General features: G+C 43.1%; 15 protein-coding genes and 2 rRNA genes. 3 read left to right on the top strand and 14 right to left on the bottom strand.

The features are described 5' to 3' along the window. Window positions 1-34: 34 nt before the first annotated feature. Genes DESOR_RS16885 through DESOR_RS16895 form a run of 3 tightly spaced genes read left to right on the top strand, consistent with a single transcriptional unit; the run spans window position 35 to window position 2,537 of the window. Entirely contained in the window at window positions 35-1,078 is a 1,044-nt protein-coding gene (locus DESOR_RS16885) for an FAD-dependent oxidoreductase (RefSeq protein WP_081468520.1), read from the top strand. 30 nt (window positions 1,079-1,108) lie between these two features. Continuing rightward, window positions 1,109-1,666, top strand: a complete 558-nt coding sequence (locus DESOR_RS16890) for a 4Fe-4S dicluster domain-containing protein (RefSeq protein ID WP_014185798.1) — start codon at window positions 1,109-1,111, stop codon at window positions 1,664-1,666. Further along, window positions 1,656-2,537 carry a CoB--CoM heterodisulfide reductase iron-sulfur subunit B family protein gene (locus DESOR_RS16895; protein ID WP_014185799.1) on the top strand — a complete coding sequence of 294 codons (882 nt, stop codon included), beginning with the start codon at window positions 1,656-1,658 and terminating at the stop codon, window positions 2,535-2,537. The genes DESOR_RS16890 and DESOR_RS16895 overlap by 11 nt, the downstream gene beginning before the upstream one ends. A gap of 80 nt (window positions 2,538-2,617) precedes the next feature. Here DESOR_RS16895 and DESOR_RS30690 read toward each other — a convergent pair whose 3' ends face one another. The 14 genes from DESOR_RS30690 to DESOR_RS16960 all read right to left on the bottom strand — a co-directional run bounded on the left by DESOR_RS30690 (window position 2,618) and on the right by DESOR_RS16960 (window position 20,241). Next, entirely contained in the window at window positions 2,618-2,746 is a 129-nt protein-coding gene (locus DESOR_RS30690) for a hypothetical protein (RefSeq protein ID WP_014185800.1), read from the bottom strand. A gap of 67 nt (window positions 2,747-2,813) precedes the next feature. Then, entirely contained in the window at window positions 2,814-4,463 is a 1,650-nt protein-coding gene (locus DESOR_RS16900) for a CoA-disulfide reductase (protein WP_014185801.1), read from the bottom strand. A 112-nt stretch (window positions 4,464-4,575) separates the two neighbouring features. Continuing rightward, complete coding sequence (locus DESOR_RS16905; RefSeq protein WP_014185802.1) at window positions 4,576-5,187, bottom strand: 4Fe-4S dicluster domain-containing protein; 612 nt, start codon at window positions 5,185-5,187, stop codon at window positions 4,576-4,578. Beyond that, window positions 5,187-7,265: a molybdopterin-containing oxidoreductase family protein gene (locus DESOR_RS16910; RefSeq protein ID WP_014185803.1), complete on the bottom strand. Its 2,079-nt coding sequence runs from the start codon at window positions 7,263-7,265 to the stop codon at window positions 5,187-5,189. Before DESOR_RS16910 ends, DESOR_RS16905 begins: the two co-directional genes overlap by 1 nt. A 1-nt stretch (window position 7,266) precedes the next feature. Continuing rightward, window positions 7,267-8,529, bottom strand: coding sequence for an NAD(P)/FAD-dependent oxidoreductase (locus DESOR_RS16915; protein WP_014185804.1), 1,263 nt, complete (start codon window positions 8,527-8,529; stop codon window positions 7,267-7,269). Continuing rightward, window positions 8,507-8,998: a 4Fe-4S dicluster domain-containing protein gene (locus tag DESOR_RS16920; protein ID WP_014185805.1), complete on the bottom strand. Its 492-nt coding sequence runs from the start codon at window positions 8,996-8,998 to the stop codon at window positions 8,507-8,509. The genes DESOR_RS16915 and DESOR_RS16920 overlap by 23 nt, the downstream gene beginning before the upstream one ends. Window positions 8,999-9,027: 29 nt before the next feature. Then, window positions 9,028-10,878: an ASKHA domain-containing protein gene (locus tag DESOR_RS16925; RefSeq protein WP_052304323.1), complete on the bottom strand. Its 1,851-nt coding sequence runs from the start codon at window positions 10,876-10,878 to the stop codon at window positions 9,028-9,030. A 26-nt stretch (window positions 10,879-10,904) separates the two neighbouring features. After that, on the bottom strand, window positions 10,905-11,573 hold the full coding sequence (locus DESOR_RS16930) for a DUF1638 domain-containing protein (RefSeq protein WP_014185807.1): 669 nt from the start codon (window positions 11,571-11,573) through the stop codon (window positions 10,905-10,907). A 63-nt stretch (window positions 11,574-11,636) separates the two neighbouring features. Continuing rightward, the gene (locus DESOR_RS16935) at window positions 11,637-12,497 is read right to left on the bottom strand and encodes a dihydropteroate synthase (protein WP_014185808.1); all 861 of its coding nucleotides are present in this window, start codon (window positions 12,495-12,497) and stop codon (window positions 11,637-11,639) included. A gap of 13 nt (window positions 12,498-12,510) precedes the next feature. Continuing rightward, window positions 12,511-13,149 carry a cobalamin B12-binding domain-containing protein gene (locus tag DESOR_RS16940; protein ID WP_014185809.1) on the bottom strand — a complete coding sequence of 213 codons (639 nt, stop codon included), beginning with the start codon at window positions 13,147-13,149 and terminating at the stop codon, window positions 12,511-12,513. Between the two features lie 93 nt (window positions 13,150-13,242). Beyond that, window positions 13,243-14,298: a uroporphyrinogen decarboxylase family protein gene (locus tag DESOR_RS16945; RefSeq protein ID WP_014185810.1), complete on the bottom strand. Its 1,056-nt coding sequence runs from the start codon at window positions 14,296-14,298 to the stop codon at window positions 13,243-13,245. Between the two features lie 276 nt (window positions 14,299-14,574). Next, complete coding sequence (locus DESOR_RS16950) at window positions 14,575-16,671, bottom strand: sigma 54-interacting transcriptional regulator (RefSeq protein ID WP_014185811.1); 2,097 nt, start codon at window positions 16,669-16,671, stop codon at window positions 14,575-14,577. 424 nt (window positions 16,672-17,095) lie between these two features. After that, a 5S ribosomal RNA gene (gene rrf / locus DESOR_RS16955) occupies window positions 17,096-17,211 on the bottom strand. A 117-nt stretch (window positions 17,212-17,328) separates the two neighbouring features. After that, window positions 17,329-20,241 (bottom strand): 23S ribosomal RNA (locus DESOR_RS16960). Window positions 20,242-20,305: the final 64 nt, after the last annotated feature.

A 20,305-nucleotide genomic window follows, 5' to 3' on the forward strand; every position in this document is an offset into this window, starting at 1 on the left:
GATATCTTCGGGATAATTTCAAGGTGAAAGGAGCATGAAAATGCTTAATGAGGGTGTTCTGGTTATTGGCGGAGGGGTTGCCGGTATGCAGGCTGCTATTGACATAGCTGCCTCCGGCAGGGAAGTTGTACTAATTGAAAAAGACAAGAATCTCGGAGGTCATGTGAAGGAATATGGGGCTTTGTTTCCTGACCTTACCGAAGGGGCATCCCTGGTTGGACAAAAGGTCCGAGTTATTAAGAGTAACCCCAAAATTACTGTATTACTGGGAACGGAAGTCAGCAAACTTCAAAAGGTTGACGGCCTTATTAAAGCAAATTATTCAAATACGGGAAATCCAAAGGAAAAGATTTTTTCCGCTGCCGTCATTGCAACGGGGTTTGAGAATTTTGACGGCAAAAAGTATGGTGAATATGGATATGGACGTTTTCCTGGAGTCATTACAGGCATCGATTTTGAACACCAGGAAGAAGCGGTCTTAAAAAAGCCTATTCAAACAGCAGTTTTTATTAAATGTGTTGGCTCACGGGACAGAAGCAAAGGAATGCCTTATTGTTCAAAGATCTGTTGTATGTATACCGCCAAACAGGCTTTAGAGCTAAAGAAAGCCCAGCCAAAGGCTCAAGTTTACGTGTTCTACATGGATATACGCTCCAACTTCAAAAACGGTGAGGAATTCGTCCGAGGAGTCATGGAAAATCAACACGTAAAGTATATTCGAGGAAGAGTCGGCAAGGTAATCCCCACTAACGGCCGCTTGTTGATTCGGGCTGAGGATACTCTGATGGGGGTTCCATTGGAATTAGAAGCAGACTTGGTAGTATTGGCGACAGCAATGGTCCCTAGTCCAAATACTCCTGAACTGGTCACGCAAGTAGGTGGCAACCTCGATAATAATGGTTTTATCATGCCAATCCCGATGACAGAAAGTGAAAATCCAATGAGTTTGACCGAGGGGGTATTTTACGCTGGTGCTTGTGGTTTTCCTTGTGATGTAAAAGATGCTTTGAATCAAGGTAGTGCTGCTGCAGCCGGGGTATTAAGTTATCTTCAATCCAATCGGGGAGCCGCAAAGTAAGGGAGATTAAGCTAAAAGGGAGGGTCTCCGATGACAATGGTGATAACCGGTAATTCTGCGTTGCAAACTGAAGTAGAAGATATCTGTGATGTGAACATAGATGCCTGTATACAATGCGGAACATGTACAGGTGGATGCAGCGGCATCGAACTCATGGAGTATGGTCCGCGTCAGATTATCCAATTAATAAAACTGAATCAGCGTAAGCTTCTGTTAAACAGCAAAGCTATCTGGATGTGCGTTTCCTGTCATATCTGTGAGGACCGCTGTCCGGCAAAAATTAAGATTACTGGTTTAATGGATACCTTAAGAGAGATGGCTTGCGCTGAACCAACGACTAAGACCAATGAACAAATTAAATTCCACAAATTATACGTTAAACAAGTAAAGGCCTTTGGAAGAACTCATGAATCTATTTTGACCATGGCCTTAACTTTTAAAGGCACTCCCCTGCCGCCTTTAAAATTAATGAAAGATCTCATAACTCGCATGAGAGTTGATATGAAACCTCCCCACAGGCCGGATAAGTCTTATCGCCTTTCCATAAGACGTGTAGAGAAAAAGGGGGGTAAAGGCCATGGCAACTAAACCTATAGCTTATTTCCCCGGCTGCTCACTTCATGGATTAGCAAAGCCTTTTGATGTTTCAACCCGACTGGTATGCAACAAAATCGGGATTACTTTAGAGGAGCCGGAGGATTGGAATTGTTGTGGAGCAACCTCGGCCCATAGTATTGATCATACCCTCAACTTAGCATTAGGGGCCAGAAACTTACATCTTGTCGCCAAGGGTATGTCAAATACGGTTACCGCTCCCTGCGCCGCCTGTTATAGTAATTTAAAACGCTCAAGTCTTGAACTTCAAAATCCCCAGAAACGTCAATTCGCCAGTGAATTAGTTGGCGAAAGATTAGAAAAAGTTGAGACCGTGAATGTCGTTCATCTCTTGGAACTGTTATCTGATCCTTCTATTACAAATGCTATTAAGAAAAACATAAAATACCGTTTCTCGGATTTGAACGTTGTATGCTATTATGGCTGCTTAACCGTAAGACCCAACTTAGAGTCAGACCCTGAATCCGATAGCTCTGAAAACCCTCAAAGCATGGATAAACTTTTAGGATCTTTGGGAGCGGACGTACGAGACTGGTCTCATAAGAGCGAATGTTGTGGTGGAAGTCATTCCCTCTGCGGCCCTGAATTGGCTAACATACGGACGGATGAAGTACTGCGTCAAGCAATAGCTTCCGGAGCAGATGTTATTGCCGTTGCTTGCCCCTTATGTCACTCAAATTTAGAATTCCGACTGCATGCACTGCAAGCTCGTGGCAAACAAATCCCAGTGGTATTCTTTACGCAACTAATAGGTTTGGCATTGGGGTATACCATCAAGGAAGTTGGTTTAAATAAGATGTTAGTTAACTCTTTTCCCTGGCGAGATAAGTTAACATTAGCGTAATTAGAGCAAAAAAGCCCCCGGCCTTAGTGCCTTTGACACTAGATCGGGGGTTTTTTATTCTCAGGAAGCAATTTTCTATATCATGGTCTGAATACCGCTAATACTTCTTGAATCATTAAAACTACTATCACAATAGTTGAGGCAGCCAACAGCAACTCCGGACCGTGATTATCAATGAAAAGATCTGAGATTTTAGTTCTTAGACTCATAATGATAACCCCTTTCTTTTACTATAACCTATTCTGGCTTTGTAAATAATTACTGTCCAAGTTGATCTTAATTGTATTTTGATCGTAAAACGGATACATACCCTCCATCCAGATTTTTAACTTTAAAACCATGCTGAGTTAAAAATCTTGCTGCCACATACCCTCTAAGTCCGATTTGACAATACACAAGGATTTCTTTGCTCCTATCAAGTTCACCAATTCTTTTTCTCAGGCTATCTATAGGAATATTGATAGCTCCCTCAATATACCCTTTTTTACTAACCTCCTTAACGGTACGCACATCTAACAGTATTGTATTCTCTTTTTTAGAGGACGGTAATTGCTCTGCTGTAAGAGTTTCCACTCTGCCGGATAAAACATTCTCCGCAACATAACCTGCCAGATTGACTGGATCTCTAGCTGAAGAAAACGGTGGTGCATAACAAAGCTCTAACTCAGTTAAATCTTTGATTGTTCCTCCCAGCCTGATCACTGTGGCTATAACGTCAATCCTTTTATCGACACCCTCATTACCAACACCTTGGGCCCCAAGTATCTTGCCTGAGTCATTAAAAATCAGCTTTAAGGTCAACATCTTGGCTCCCGGATAATAAGTTGCATGTGAGAAAGGATGAATAGTGATTGTTCGATTAGGCATATTCAACTTGTTCAAAGTTCTTTCATTATTGCCGGTACAAGCAGCGGTTAATTTAAAAACCTTAATAATCGAGGTCCCCTGTGTACCCCGGTAAGTAGTGCCTAAGCCTGCAATATTATCCGCTGCAATCCTCCCTTGCTTATTTGCCGGTCCGGCTAAAGGAACCATTGAATTTTGCTTGTTTACAAAATCCACTACTTCAATGGCATCTCCAACTGCAAATACATTGGTAACATTTGTTTCCATTTTCTCATTGACAAGTATGTGCCCTTTCGCGCCAAGCTGAATTCCACTATCCTCGAGGAAATCAGTATCCGGTATCACTCCCATTGCTAAAATGACTAGATTTGCTTCCAATTTGGCTCCGCTGGTAAGAGTTATTTCTACACTGCTGTCCTGATTCTTAAACTCTTTCACGCCATCATTTAACACTAGTTTTACGCCATTGTCGGATAGCTCCTTCTCAACCGCTGCCACAATTTCTGTATCAAAAGGCGCCAGTATATGAGGTGCAGCTTCTACTATGGTAACTTCGAGTCCTCTTTGTTTTAAATTCTCCGCCATTTCTACTCCAACAAAGCCGCCGCCAATGACTACTGCACATTTAATTTCTCTTTCGCTAACATAGGTTTTAATTTTATCCGTATCTGGAATATTTCGTAAGGTAAAGATTCTTGGACTGTCTATACCTTCAATATTAGGCTTAATGGCTCTTGCTCCTGGGGATAAAACCAGATAATCATACTGTTCTCTATATTCACCACCTTCTTTGCTTCTTACTTTTACTGCTTTTTGACGAGGATCTATACAAATAACCTCACTGTTAATTCTTACATCGATATTGAATCGATCCTTCATGCCTTCAGGTGTTTGCACTAAAAGATGGTCCCTTTCCTTAATCGATCCGCCAATGTAATAAGGCAGACCACAATTGGCAAAAGAAATATAGCGGTCTCTTTCAAACAAAATTATCTCTACATTTTCATCAAGTCGCCTAAGCCTTGCTGCTGTTGAAGCGCCGCCTGCTACACCACCCACAATTAACACTTTTTTTCTCATAACTAATCCTCCCTCAAATTCTTAATAGGATTATGAATTACTAAGCAATCCTCAGCTATTACTTATAAAATCTCGTATCCTCATCATTTGCGAGTCTTAGTCTCCTGAAGTGTTAACCCTCTCCACCTAAATCCGCTACATTATCTTTAAAATCAGCAACTGCGAAAGCCAGCAACTTTATCAACAGGTATAATACCGTTGTTGATTCTTTTCCTGTACCTCGCAGGTATACTTCTGTACCCCGTGATATCAACTCTTCCTTGCGTGCAGCTGCTTCACGAATAAGAACTTCTCGTTCACCAAAAACCCTGGCATCAACAGGGCAAACCGCCACACAGGCAGGTTCTTCACCTCTTTGTAAAAGGTGACTGCAAAAAGAACATTTACCAACTTTACCATTAGTCATAATCTTAATTCCACTATGGGGGCAGGCTGCCGCACAAACCTGACAGCCTATACATTTTTCAACATCATGGCTGACTAATCCATTCTCTTCCGGCTTAATGGCACCAACGGGACAGACAGCGACACAAATGGGATCTGCGCAGTGCCGACAGGACTGAGGAATATTGTATCGGACCAAGTAATCCGTTAATAGTTCCCTCGGCTTTACACTTAGCCATGAATTGCCGCTCTGCAACCCATTTTCCTGCATACAGGCAACCGTACAGCTCTTACAACCGATACAGCGCGACACATCAACTAACATGGCGTACTGATTCATTATCCCTGCCCCCCTTCGGCTCTGGCAGTGCACATAATGTTTTTGTTGGGAAAATTCCCCCCAACCGGATCCACGGCTGCAGGAAAGAGGGAATTCACCGGTGTTTTCCCATAGGGTGAATGTGCTCCGAAATATGGCTGGGTAGAGAAATATCCCTTTGGTACGCTCAAAGTGATTTTTGCAGGTAAAACAAGAGCACCCGTTGCTGTCTCTACTCTAACTTGATCCCCGTCTGTCACACCTAACTCCGACGCTGTCTGGGGATGTATTTCAACATAGGGCTTTTCCATTTCCTGAGCCCAATTACTGTATTGGCACACGGTGTGGTAATGACTGGCTACCTTGTTGGTACTCAAGATGTAGGGGAATCTTTCACGGCTGATTCCTTGATTCCCAGGGGAATCGTACATATCTATATACTCAATGGCGATGTTATTTTCTCGGGCCAATTCAACTTTACCGGAGTGCGTAGGAAATAGGCCATTTTCATATAAACGTACAAATTCCTGACCATTTTCCGGGCAGGGAAAATGCACTCCCCCCGGTGTCCTGCGCATACGTTCAATTGTGATACCCGCAATACTTTTATTATGGGTTCTTTCCAGCTCCCAGGCCGCAGCCGGCGAGTCCGGAAAATAGGACACCTCTAAACCCATGTGCTCTGCCAATTGGCGGAAAAGGTCCCCTCCTGATCTGGCCTCAGCGTAGGTTGCCACAGCTTTGTCCTTCCACTGTAAAACCCGGTGAACACTTGCCTGTGCCCCGGCTTCTTCCAACCAGTGAGTTGCTGGGAGAACAATATCAGCCAATATTGCCGTGTCATCCAGAAACAAGGTATGGCTGACAACAAAATCCAATCCCTGAATCGCTTTAGTCATACGTTGACTTTCAGGCCAATTTACACAGGGATTTCCTGCAATAAAGACCATCTTGATTTCTCCCTCTTCCATAGCTGGATAGAGGTCCGCTGCAGATCTCTTAACATCTGGTTTTACCACATCATTTTTGGGAATAAGGTCCTTTGCATTCCCATAATTATTGATATGTGAAATTATACCAGCACCTGGTTTTCCCACATTACCTAAGAGTACCATTAGGTCTTCAAAGGCTCTAAGGGTTGCGCCCGCATTGTTAACGCAGACAATACCCCGGCCCTCAAAAAGCATACCGGGTTTAAGGGAAGCTAAATCTTGAGCCAATTCTTTAATTACATTACCAGGGACCCCAGTTATCTTCGCTGCCCGCTCCAAAGTAAAGGATTCTACGGCCTGAGCCAATTGTTCAAATCCGTTCGTACGCTCGGCTACAAAGGTTTGATCATAAAGATTATTGTCAATAACAAACTTCACTAAAGCCATTCCCATGGCCCCATCCGTCCCTGGCTTAATCTGGATAAAGCGATCTGCCGCCTGGGCTGTCTCTGTGAAACGTGTGTCAATAACGACGATTTTTGTTCCTTGCCCCTTGGCTTCCAGAATCCACTGAAACTGGCCTGCTTTAGTCTGAGCGCAATTATTACCGACAATTAACAGTATCTTAGACCTAACCACATCAGATAAAGGTGCCGTCGCAGACCCGTTGCCAAATATCTCCTTCCGGACATTTAATTCCGACTCCATGCAGATAGGTCCGGTCCCGTAATTAGCCATGCCTGTTAACTTAGAAAAAATGCTATGGGCTAATTTACTGTAAGATCCACCTATTTTGGAGGTAATACCTACAATTGAACCGGTCCCATGATTTTTAATATAATGGTTGTATTTCTGGGCAATTAGCTCTAAGGCTTCATCCCAAGCAATTCTTTCAAAGAATCCATCCACTTTTTTCATTGGATGCCCTACCCGGTATGGCCCGTACAAGGTCTGGGCAATCTCCATGGGTTTAGCACATATCTTGCCCTTGTTATAGGGATTATCCGGATCACCAAAAACCGCCTGTACTTTCCCCTCTTGATCCAGACTTACTTTAATCCCGCACCCACCGTTACAAAGGCAGCAAATAGACGTCCTTAAATTACCATCTGGTTCTAATGGATTGCTATTTACACCTAATGACTGTGGTCTAACATAGCTGCCCAATTTACATCCCCCCTTTGCCTGCCGGAAAATATCCTTGATATTTTACAGGGTTTGTCAATAAACAGTTCAGGTAGTTGATGTCAACCTTGGCTCTCTTTCTAATCAGACCACTTAAAATACCAGCCCCTTCGATTTTTCCGACCATAATCATCCCGATCAAACGGCCGTCCTTTACTACGAACTTACGATAGAAATTACTCTTGGGTTCCGATGCTTTAAGCACAATCCCTTCTCCAGGCGGCAAATTCATGATTCCCGCGGAAATTAGTCCTACTCCACCGATCACAGCTGAATTTAAGGCCATGGAGCCTTGATATCTACGCTTTAAGCCTGCCATATTGCAGCCGGCAATAATTCCCTGTTCTGTAGCAGTAGGCCACAAAGCACTTACGCTTTTTCCGACCTGCAGCAAATTCTTCGCCTCAGCTACATCCCCGGCTGCATAGATATCCTTTACATAGGTCTCCATTTCCTCATCAACAACTATCCCTTTATTCACAAATACCCCACTGCCCTCTACCAACTGAACATTAGGTCTTACTCCAATAGCCTTGAGAACCATCTGGCAGGGTATATGTTCACCGGAATTCAGAACTACACCGCTTACTGACATCTTTCCTTCAGAATTCCGTTCACCGAGAATTCTATCTGCTTTGGTATTAAGTAATATACGATAACCGTCTTTTTCTAATAATCTTATCAAGATGTCTGAAGATTCGGGATCGGTAGAGTACCGCATAAGGTAAGGTGCAGATCCTACAACGATTACTTTAATTCCCAATTCATGCAGCCCATGGGCGCCTTTAAGACCTACAAGCCCTGCACCCATGACTACCGCAGTTTTTACTTTGGGAGCAAATTCGGCCATTGCTTTGGCATCTGCCAAGGTACGCAGCTGAAATACTCCTTCCATATCGCTCCCTTCTAGGGGTGGACTGAAAGGGGAAGCACCTGTCGCGACCAACAATTTATCATAAGGTACATTTTCCCCAGATTCTAAACAGGCACATTTGGAATCCGAATCAATCCTTTTCACATTTCGCCCTATGAATTTAATACCTGTTTCAGAGTAAAACTTCTTACTTCGAATATACATGTCTTCTTCTCGTATTTCTTTCCCTAAAAAATAAGACGTCAGGCATCGAGAGTAGGGCAAACAATCTTCTTTGGAAATCATTGTGATTTGTCCGTCAGGATCTAACCCCCGGATTGTTTCTGCCGCAAAAATGCCTGCGGCACTATTACCAATGATGAGATAGCGCATGCCAATCACCTTCAACCTTCATCTCGTATTCTTCCGGAGTACAATAATATAAGGCTTTACGCTTGCAAGCTACAACACAAGGTGGGATTTTTTCATCCTTACACAATTCACATTTGCCAGCTTTTTCAACTTCCTCAAGGGGCACTACTGCACCAAATGGACAAACCATAACGCACATCCAGCAACCAACACACTGCTTTAAGTTGTGAATAACTTCACCTGTTTCGGAGTATTGCATGGCACCAGTCATACAGGCCCCCACACACATGGCTTCAACACAGTGCTGACAAAGTGAAGCCCAATAATGCTCACCGGACTTTACAACGTTAATCCTTCCTTGCGGGGCAGGTTGTTCCAGACCTGCCATAAAGATACTTTTCGTAAGGGATTTAGTTTCAATACAAGCGACTTCACAAGCCAGACAGCCATTGCAGCGTTCTGCCAAAAAGTAGATTTTTCGCATCCCCATCTCCCTCTCCTGAATACCTGATATCGACGCTATTCTGCACAGTCAGCAAAAAACATGGCATTTGTAAACTCTTCCGTAAAATCACTTCGATCAGAGAGCTCCAGATATTTTATATTTTTAACTAAAGAATTCACAATTTCTTCTGTGTCTGCACGCAACAGGTTCATTTGAGCGCCGATATGAGCTGAATTACCTGCATATTTTACTTTGCTTAAGGGTATTGCAGCAGGAATTAGACCTACTGCTTGAGCATTCTTTTTGTCAAGTACATTACCAAAGGATCCGGCTATGTTAAACTGTTCAATATCTTCAATGTTAAGACTCATTTCCTTGATCATAATTCTAATACCGGCCAGTATGGCCCCTTTAGCTAACTGGACTTGCCGAATATCTCTTTGAGTGAGACTAACTTTCTGACATTCGCTATTCTTGACAAGAATAAATTCATCTCCATCATCACTTTCAAACAAGCTTTCAGCCAGTTTTTCTCCTACCAGGGGGATTGCTTCCTCAGAGCTTAATAGCCTGCCACTGGAATCGATTATTCCAAGGCCAAGCAACACAGCAATGACATCTACCAAACCAGAACCGCATAAGCCTAATGCTGGGACCTCTCCAATAACATGATAGTGCAGCATTCCATCTTCCAGCCAAACCTGATCGATTGCTCCTGTTTCCGCACGCATTCCATAACAAATATTAGCGCCCTCAAAAGCCGGACCGGCAGCAGCTGAGCACGCATATAAACGCCCATGAGCTGCCAGGACAATCTCAGCATTTGTTCCCACATCAATCAGGATGCAAGGAGCATCATAATTATAGGCACCTGTAGCCAAGACTCCTGCCACAATATCAGCTCCTACATACCCTGCAACATTAGGTAAAAAAGCCACTTTGCCTCTCTTATTAATTTTGATACCCAGATCTTGAGAATTAAAACTAAGCCCTGTGTAAAGAGTTCCCACGAAAGGTGGTGTGGCAATATATCTGACAGGAAGACCCAAAAACAAATGCTGCATTGTGGTATTACCTACGACACTGATCAAGTAAATATCCGAGCAGCTTATACCTGAACTTTCGATTACTTTTTCAATTAAGGTATTAACTTGCCCAACTATCAAGTTTTGAAGTTTTTCTAAGTTTCCGTCCTTTCGAGAGAAATCTATGCGGGAAAGTACATCGGCTCCGTAAGTTCTCTGGGGATTAAAGGCTGATGCAACTGAGATTTCCTGTCCGGTATATAGATCATGCAAACTACATATAATGGTTGTTGTTCCAATGTCTATAGCACAGCCATAACCTACAGATGTTGTATCTCCTGCTTCGAGGGAAATCACTTTTCCTTTGTAGGTGACGACAGTAATTTCATAGTTATTATTTCTCACTAATTCAGGTAATTCCCTCAGCAAGTTTAAGTCCAGCTCTTGTTGAACCTCAGGATCAGGCAGCATACTCTCAACTCTATCCCAATCTGAGCGTTGATCTGTCATGGTTGGCGGGGCAACCTTAATATAGTACTTGATAATTGATGGAAGAACTTCTATGGCCTTTATAGGCCGTGATAATAAGTCTTTAATTAACTTTCCGGCTGCTTGACTGGGTACTTCAATAATCATGTCTTGAACAACAGTCGTTTGACAGGCTAACCTCCAGCCCTGCTCCAGTAAGATATTTGTAATTTTCTCCTCCTCAACAATTGTTGGGGATCCCGAATAATCGCGGCAAAGGATTAAGCATTTACCACATGTTCCACGCCGTCCGCAAGGGGTAGGTTCAATCTCAACCCTGGCTAAATCCGCTGCTTCAACTACAGTGGTTCCTGCTGGAACAAACACTTCTACATTGTGAGGCAGAAATTTAATTCTTTTTAAACTTTGCACGTTTACATCCCCCAATGGTTTATTCACTAAGTTCCGCAGGTGAACATTTTACTTTGAATTGAGTTGCCTGGTTTTACTTTAATGTTAAACTTTGAATCTACATCTTCAATCATACTGGCCAGCCAATCCAATCTGCCTTCAACTTCTTTATAATTCAAACTAAAAAACTCACTAACCATTTGAACAAACACCTTATCCTCTTGATAGCTGTCCATACCATTATTGATTAAAATTAAAGTTTCGTAGTATTTAATCATTTCCTTAGTACACCAATAAGATGTCTCGTGGTCAAATAATTCCAGACAGCGTTGATATTCTTTCCAGGCATCACTTCCAAAGGCAATCCACCCTGAGCTAAAAAAATAGCTGGTTGTTCTATCAACTTTACAATTACTGGAATACTGAATACCCATTAAAATGGATATACAATCCATACTATTGGGGATTACAATCTCACTTCGACTGGACTTTACTCCTACAACACCGTTGCCACACAGACCATACCCTAAATAGATGCAGTCTAGATCCCCTTGTTGATCAAGGAGATCTATCTGCTTTTGAAGTTCGTTTTTCAGTAGTTCTGGGGTACGATGTAATTCTTGAGGTAAAAAGATACAGTTTTCTGAGGGTATTTTTAGTCCCCTTAATATTTCCTCTTTAAAAACCTCACATGCAATGATTTTTCCCTTTTGCATTTTTCGTCCCCACTTTTTCCATTTCTGAAAAGATTCCTTATTATTGTAAGGCGCTCTATAAATTTAGTTTTGTGCTTCAGAGAACTGTCGGTATTCTGCTAAATAATTCAAAGACCATTCATCTCGTCCCAGAAGCAAATCAGAAGTTTTTACAGTTCGCCTCATACCCTCGGCGGTTGGATCCATAATTATACAAGTCAAACCCGCCTTTAAGGCCATGGCGATCATTGTTTTAGTTATACTGTTTCGGTCCGGTAAACCAAAGGAAACATTACTAATTCCCAAAATGATATTTGTACCTAGTTCCTCCACTACTCTTTCAATCGTCTTTAAAGTAATAGTGGCGGCATTATGGTCCGAACTCACCGTCATGGTCAAGCAATCAATTATTATATTTGAACGATCGATTCCTTGCTTTTCCGCACGTTCAACAATTTTCTTGGCGATTGCTAATCTTTTTTCAGGATCATTTGGGATACCTGTGTCATCCATAAGCAAACCAACAACAGCTGCTCCGTATTCCTTAATCACAGGCAAGACATGCTCAAGAGACTTTTCCTCTCCTGTTACTGAATTCACCAAGGCTTTTCCATCGTATACTTTTAGGGCTGCTGCCAAAGCTACAGGATTTGCAGAGTCTATACACAATGGTACATCAACAGTTTCTGCTACTATTTTGACAACCTCCGGCAAGGTAGCAACTTCATCAACGCCAGCAACTCCTACATTAACATCTAACAAATCGGCTCCTTGTTCAACTTGAGCAATTGCTTCACGTCTTACATAATCATAGTCTTTAGCCAAAAGGGCCTGACCGAATTTCTTTTTCCCTGTGGGATTAATCCTTTCACCAATGATAACTGCAGGCAGATCTCTACCGATGGTGACTGTTATATTTTTGCTGCGGACCTCGGTATGAAACATTGTTTTTCCTCCTTTATGCTACTCCAACCAATTTCTTGGCAGCATCTACTGCTGCAGTAGCATCTTTGCCGAATCCATCTCCGCCGATTTGCATGACCCACTCTTCGGTAACAGGTGCTCCGCCCACCATAATCTTAACTTGATCACGGAGACCGGAATCAACAATTGCTTTAATGGTGGTTTCTACATTGGGCAGAGTCGAGGTTATTAGGCTGGACATGGCAATAATATTTGGGTGATGCTCTTTAATAGCCTCAATAAATTTTTCCGGATCAACATTTACCCCTAAGTTGACAACTTCGAATCCTGCGCCCTCAAGCATCATAGCTACAAGGTTTTTGCCAATATCATGAAGATCATCTTTGACTGTTCCCAGCACAACTTTGCCTATGGAAACTGCCTTTGCGGCGGCTAATATCGGTTTCAAAATATCCAGTCCAGCATGTGTACATTTAGCAGCTATTAAGACTTCCGGAACGTAGATCTTATTCGACTTAAATTTCTCGCCAATTACCCCCATCCCGGCAATAAGTCCTTCACTTAAAATCAACTTTGGATCGATTCCTTCATTTATTGCTTGCTGGCAAAACTCTATAGTCTTAGCTGGTTTGTAAGTGATTATTGAGTTTTTAATATCCTCTAATACAGACATTCATACTTCCCCCTCATCTATTTTTGATCTTCCTATAGACAATTAGCGATAATTGTTAAACCTTAATGAAGGCTTCTCCTAAATTCTCACTGTCTATTTTCCTTCAGCGATTTTTGCTGCGCTGTATGTTTTTGCGGTTTTAAGCATCGTCCTTATATTTTCATCTGGTGTGCCATAATCCAGACCCACAGCATCTATAGAGAGCAATTCTAAAGGAGCACCGGTGTCAATGAGATGCTTGACATCTTGCTCAATTTCCTGAGCGGTGCATTGAAGCATTCGGACCGGGCATATTCTCGCATTCATAAAGACAGTTGGCATCACTTCTCTTACCCGACGCAGATCTGTCAAAGGACCTACTTCAATGAATTTAAGGTTTTTAATCTTACTGTAACCTTCAACGACATTGTTAACAGACCCGCAATGATGAATGCCAAAAGGCTGAAGCGCATTGGAAAGCTCTATTTCATAGGGCAAAATGAATTCTTCATAGGATTCATTGGAGATTTGCGCAGTTGTACAGTTCGGTGTAATATACATTTCCGGTGGAGCCATCGGAGTAACAGATGTTGCTAAGGTCCCCGTACGACTTCTCACATAATTCGCTAACGGAATGATCGTTTGAAGGCAAATTTTCATTACCTTGTGAACCAAATCAGGGTTTACATAGAAATCCGTGTACAGATCATCACCACGCAGTTTTAATGCTAAGTTTTGAATGCCGCAGGTATTAATGTTACCTGTAACCCGTCCGTATTTTTCCTCTAAATAATCCATTTGTTTAATTATCTCGGTCATGGGATAAGTGTTTAATATATCCGGTACAACTAGACTATCAATTTTTTCTTCAGACATATTAGCAGGAACAGACCACGGCAAAGCATCATCAAAGAAGACTGTTTCTACTCCGAATAATTCCGGAACCAAGGCCATACCATAATCAATAAAAGGATTCGGCTGAGGATTAGGGTTTCCTAGCCCTACATCTCCAAATCGTTCATGTAGTAATTTTTGCTGTTTCATTGCGACTTCAATGCGGTACTCCGGGTCATAATAGTACTTTGCGCCATAAGCAATCCCGTAGTTCTTGTACCACCAGTTGGGATAAAACCCAACCATAGCCCGAATGTGCTGGATTTCATTGGTCATGTTAAATAAGCTCCCTTCTTTCATTTAATTTCCTTAGATCTAAGTGACAAATAGGATAATTTTGAGGGACCAGTTCCTAACCTTAATTGCAATACTTGTGCCACCACGTAATATAGTTACTTTTCTGAATATTTTAAATATAAATAAAGGATGATTGGAACTTTTGCATTCCAATCATCCTTTATTTATATTAGAAGGGCTCAAGGATTAACCATTAGTCTCCCTTTCTTGGATTGTAACATTATTATTCCATTCGGAACTTCGCGGTGCCATTGCTTAGAGAAGATTATATTGTTTGGCTTTCCGCAATACGGTAGTGTGAGTTATACCTAAAAGTTGAGCCGTTTTTCTGCTGCTTTTCTCTGTTCCGAGGGCTTTTCTCAATAATTCTTTTTCCATCATCTGAACACCCTCATCTAAAGAAATAACTCCTCTTACAGTCACTTCAACCTCTGCCTTACCATTAATCCCAATATTCAAATTTTCCGGCAAGTGGTGAGCTTCTATCATCTCTCCTTGACTTAGGATTACTGCTCTTTCTATAACATTTTCCAATTCCCGAATATTTCCTGGCCAATGATAACATTCAAATATCCTATAAACTTGTTGAGTTATTCTCTTCTGTTTATCATATTTTGAACAATACTTTTTTAAAAAGTGTTCACTTAAGGGTAAAATATCTTCTTTACGTGCCCTTAAAGGAGGAATTTCAATCTGTACTACATTTAAACGATAAAATAGATCTTCGCGAAAAGTTTTCTTTTTTACCATGTCCTTCAGATTGCGATTAGTGGCAGCAATAATTCGCACATTAATGTTAATAGGCTTTATTCCACCGATCCGATAAATAACCTTTTCTTGAAGAACTCTTAATAGTTTTACTTGTAGATTTAGGGGAAGCTCTCCTATCTCGTCTAAAAAGACATTTCCACCATCGGCTGCTTCCATTAAGCCGATTTTACCTTCTTTACTAGCTCCGGTAAAAGCTCCCTTTTCATAACCGAAAAGTTCCGATTCCATAAGATTTTCTGGTATTGCTCCACAGTTGATAGTAATGAAGGGGCCATTCTCTTTTCTGCTTAGCTTATGAATTCTCTTTGCAGCTACTTCCTTACCCACCCCTGATTCCCCGGTAATTAGAACCGTTGAATCAACTTGTGATACACGTAGCATCAGCTCTAGGATTGGTTCCATAGTAGAACTAATGGTTATTAAATCTTCTTTTAGTAGTTTTCCTCTTAGCTCTAACAACTCCACTGAATAACGCAGTTTTTCTTCCTTGGCTTGTTCAACTTGGAACTTAAGTCGTTGCAACTCTGTCATATCTCTCATATTAAATATGACTTGAATTACCTGGCCAGCTTGAGACATACGAGGATTACCTGTAATCATAATCTCTTGCCCATCGGCTTTAGTATAAACTTTAGTAAGAGTCTTTTTTTGCTCAATAATTTCCATAGACATTTCATCCAAGCATCCAGCAACTTCAGATTTAATATCACGTAATACACAATACTGACTATAATCAAGTCGATTGAGAAGCTGCAATGCGCTTTTATTGGCTCTAAGAACTGCTCTTTCTGTATTAACTACGAGCATTCCATCATAGGAACATTCTATTATATTATCCAGTTCAACCTTTAATTCTCTGACCCTTGATAATTCTAAGGTCAAACTTTCCATTTCCGATAAATCTTGCAAGACGACAACCGTACCTGTTATGTTTCCATTTACATTTATAGGGGTGGCATTCCCAATTACTCTTTTATTATTAACTTGAAATCTGAAACCAAAACGCGCTTGGCCGTCGGCTATAACTTCCTTCCATACCCACTCAGGAAGAACTCCATCGTGTCGTTGATCAATCGCTTCTTTGCTGCTAATTCCTAAGAGAATTTCTGCTCCTTTATTAAAAAGGTATATAGCACCTGTTTTATCGAAGGCAATGATTGCATGACTTACTGATTGCAACACAACTTTTAGTTCATTTCTAGTTTCTTCCCAAGCTAGATTTACCTTTTTAATTAATTCCACTCTGGAAAGAATCCCCGTCAATTTTTTGTTTTGGTCTAAGACAAGCATTCGCTCCATATCTTGAGGACAATTTTTTGCCAAATTTTCAAATTCAGTATTTTCAGACACTACACCCGGTGGTTCATCCATAAATTCATTAATTTTTGCTGTTGGAGAAGAACCTGATAAAAAACTTTCTAATACCTTAGAAATTGTAATAATTCCGACTATATCTTTGTTTACACCTACAACTGGCGCACAATTAACATCGTGTTCTAAATAAATTCTGCTTGCATCTGCAAGACTTTGGTCATATCTAACTGTGTAAGGGTTACAAATCATTACATTTTTTATTTTCATTGTAATTTGCTCCTTTCAAAACTTTACTTTTATCACCTCTTTTTCTATTTATTTTTATTTAATTTTCAGATTTTAATTTAGCTAATTTTACCAGCTAGTCTAATGAAGGTCAATAATATTTTCTTATATGGCATTGCGTCTCTACCGGATACTCTCCAACTCCCCTGCAGTGTGACAAAAACTCCTGTAATGTGGATTCAAACGAGTGGAACCCTGACTCCCCCAAATTCGCCGGCGCAGACGAATTTGGAACACCCAAGTGAGCTTTTCGCACTGTGCCCCTAAACACATGTTTCCTGCAGTGTAGATCCAAGATAGTGCCACTCCCAGATTCGTCAGTACTGACGAATCTGGGAGTGGCACTAGATGAGGTGGCAAAGACTAAACCAAAAAGACCATCTCACTAAGAGATGGCCTTTCACTTACCTGGCAACGTCCTGCTTTCCCAGGGGCTATGCCCCAAGTATCATCGGCCCTGGAGGTCTTAACTACCGTGTTCGGTATGGGAACGGGTGGAACCCCTCCGGCATTATCACCAGATGTCTGAGATCTTCGCTTTCCTTTGGATGGATCGCTGTTCTCTCAAAACTGCATAGATCGTCGCTTTTGCAAGTATCATCTTCGAACCTGAGCCACTCAAACCTTTTTCGCAACTCTTAGGTCAAGCCCTCGACCGATTAGTACCAGTCAGCTCCACACGTCACCGCGCTTCCACACCTGGCCTATCTACCTGATCTTCCTTCAGGGGTCTTACCGAGCTTACGCTCGTGGGAAATCTCATCTTGAGGCCGGTTTCGCGCTTAGATGCTTTCAGCGCTTATCCGATCCGAATATAGCTACCCAGCTGTGCCTCTGGCGAAACAACTGGTACACCAGGGATTCGTCCATCCCGGTCCTCTCGTACTAGGGACAGATCCTCTCAAATTTCCTGCGCCTGCGACGGATAGGGACCGAACTGTCTCACGACGTTCTGAACCCAGCTCACGTACCGCTTTAATGGGCGAACAGCCCAACCCTTGGGACCTACTACAGCCCCAGGATGCGATGAGCCGACATCGAGGTGCCAAACCTCCCCGTCGATATGGACTCTTGGGGGAGATAAGCCTGTTATCCCCAGGGTAGCTTTTATCCGTTGAGCGATGGCCCTTCCACTCGGTACCACCGGATCACTAAGCCCGACTTTCGTCCCTGCTCGACTTGTTGGTCTCGCAGTCAAGCTCCCTTTTGCCTTTACACTCTGCGCGCGATTTCCAACCGCGCTGAGGGAACCTTTGGGCGCCTCCGTTACTCTTTAGGAGGCGACCGCCCCAGTCAAACTGCCCACCTGATACTGTCCCTAACCCCGATTCAGGGGCCCAGGTTAGAATTTCAGTACAAAAAGAGTGGTATCCCACCGTCGACTCCACCAAGGCTGGCGCCCTAGCTTCTTAGTCTCCCACCTATCCTGTACATTTTATACCAAAATCCAATGTCAAGCTGCAGTAAAGCTCCATGGGGTCTTTCTGTCCTGTCGCAGGTAACCCGCATCTTCACGGGTATTACAATTTCGCCGAGTCCCTCGTTGAGACAGTGTCCAGATCGTTACACCTTTCGTGCGGGTCAGAACTTACCTGACAAGGAATTTCGCTACCTTAGGACCGTTATAGTTACGGCCGCCGTTTACTGGGGCTTCAATTCAAAGCTTCGGGTTACCCCTAACCTCTCCTCTTAACCTTCCAGCACCGGGCAGGTGTCAGCCCCTATACATCTCCTTTCGGATTAGCAGGGACCTGTGTTTTTGTTAAACAGTCGCCTGGACCTTTTCTCTGCGGCTCTTATTGCTAAGAGCGCCCCTTCTCCCGAAGTTACGGGGCCATTTTGCCGAGTTCCTTAACGAGGGTTTTCTCGCGCGCCTTAGGTTTCTCACCCCATCTACCTGTGTCGGTTTACGGTACGGGCACCTAGTCACTCACTAGAGGCTTTTCTTGACAGCTTGGAGTTGGTTACTTCGCTACTTATGTTCGCTCCCCATCACGTCTCAGATTCTCGCAGGGCGGATTTGCCTGCCCTACATCCTACTCGCTTGGGCCAGCTCGACCAACGGCTGGCTTAACCTATCCTTCTGTGTCACCCCATTGCTCAAACATTTCTAGGTGGTACTGGAATTTCAACCAGTTGTCCATCACCTACGCCTTTCGGCCTCGGCTTAGGTCCCGACTTACCCTGGGCGGACGAGCCTTCCCCAGGAATCCTTAGATTTTCGGCGGGAAGGATTCTCACCTTCCTTTTCGCATACTCATACCGGCATTCTCACTTCTATCCACTCCACCAAACCTTCCAGTTTGACTTCTCTGCTGATAGAACGCTCCCCTACCCCTGCGCATGAAGCGCAAGCCATAGCTTCGGTGATACACTTGAGCCCCGTTACATTTTCGGCGCAGAACCACTCGACCAGTGAGCTATTACGCACTCTTTAAATGGTGGCTGCTTCTGAGCCAACATCCTGGTTGTCTGAGCAATTCCACATCCTTTCCCACTTAGTGTATACTTGGGGACCTTAGCTGATGGTCTGGGCTGTTTCCCTTTTGACTATGAATCTTATCACCCACAGTCTGACTCCCAATCTAAACATAACGGCATTCGGAGTTTGATAAGGTTCGGTAACCTGGTAAGGCCCCTAGCCTATTCAGTGCTCTACCGCCGTCATTCATCAATTGAGGCTAGCCCTAAAGCTATTTCGGGGAGAACCAGCTATCTCCGTGTTCGATTGGCATTTCACCCCTACCCACAGCTCATCCCCTGCCTTTTCAACGACAGTGAGTTCGGGCCTCCAGTGGGTTTTACCCCACCTTCACCCTGGCCATGGGTAGATCACACGGTTTCGGGTCTACAGCATGTAACTCTTCGCCCTTTTCAGACTCGCTTTCGCTTCGGCTCCGACTTCCCGTCTTAACCTCGCTACATACCGTAACTCGCCGGTTCATTCTACAAAAGGCACGCCACTACACCTTACGTGCTGTGACTGCTTGTAAGCGCACGGTTTCAGGTTCTTTTTCACTCCTCTTCCGAGGTGCTTTTCACCTTTCCCTCACGGTACTGGTTCGCTATCGGTCGCTAAGTAGTATTTAGCCTTGGGAGGTGGTCCTCCCTGCTTCCCACGGGGTTTCACGTGTCCCGCGGTACTCAGGATTCCCTCACAGAATGTTTTCCTTTCGTCTACAGGAGTGTTACCTTCTTTGCTCGACCTTTCCAGATCTGTTCGACTAGAAATCCATTCTTAAAAGAGGGTCCTACAACCCCAGCCCCCAAGGGGACTGGTTTGGGCTCTTCCCCGTTCGCTCGCCGCTACTTAGGGAATCGATGATTCTTTCTTTTCCTCCGGGTACTTAGATGTTTCAGTTCCCCGGGTTGTCTTCATTAACCTATGGATTCAGCTAATGATAACCGGACATGACTCCGGTTGGGTTGCCCCATTCGGGTATCCACGGATCAATACCTGCTTACGATTCCCCGTGGCATTTCGCTGTTAACCGCGCCCTTCTTCGACTCTTAGCGCCTAGGCATCCACCGTACGCCCTTAGTAGCTTGACCTACTCTTGCTACTTTTAGGTTTATTCGAAACGTCTGTGTTACCAGACCTTTCGTTGTGAATTCT

Origin of the sequence: Desulfosporosinus orientis DSM 765, from assembly GCF_000235605.1 — a bacterium.
In the GTDB taxonomy this organism is placed as follows: Bacteria; Bacillota; Desulfitobacteriia; order Desulfitobacteriales; family Desulfitobacteriaceae; genus Desulfosporosinus; species Desulfosporosinus orientis.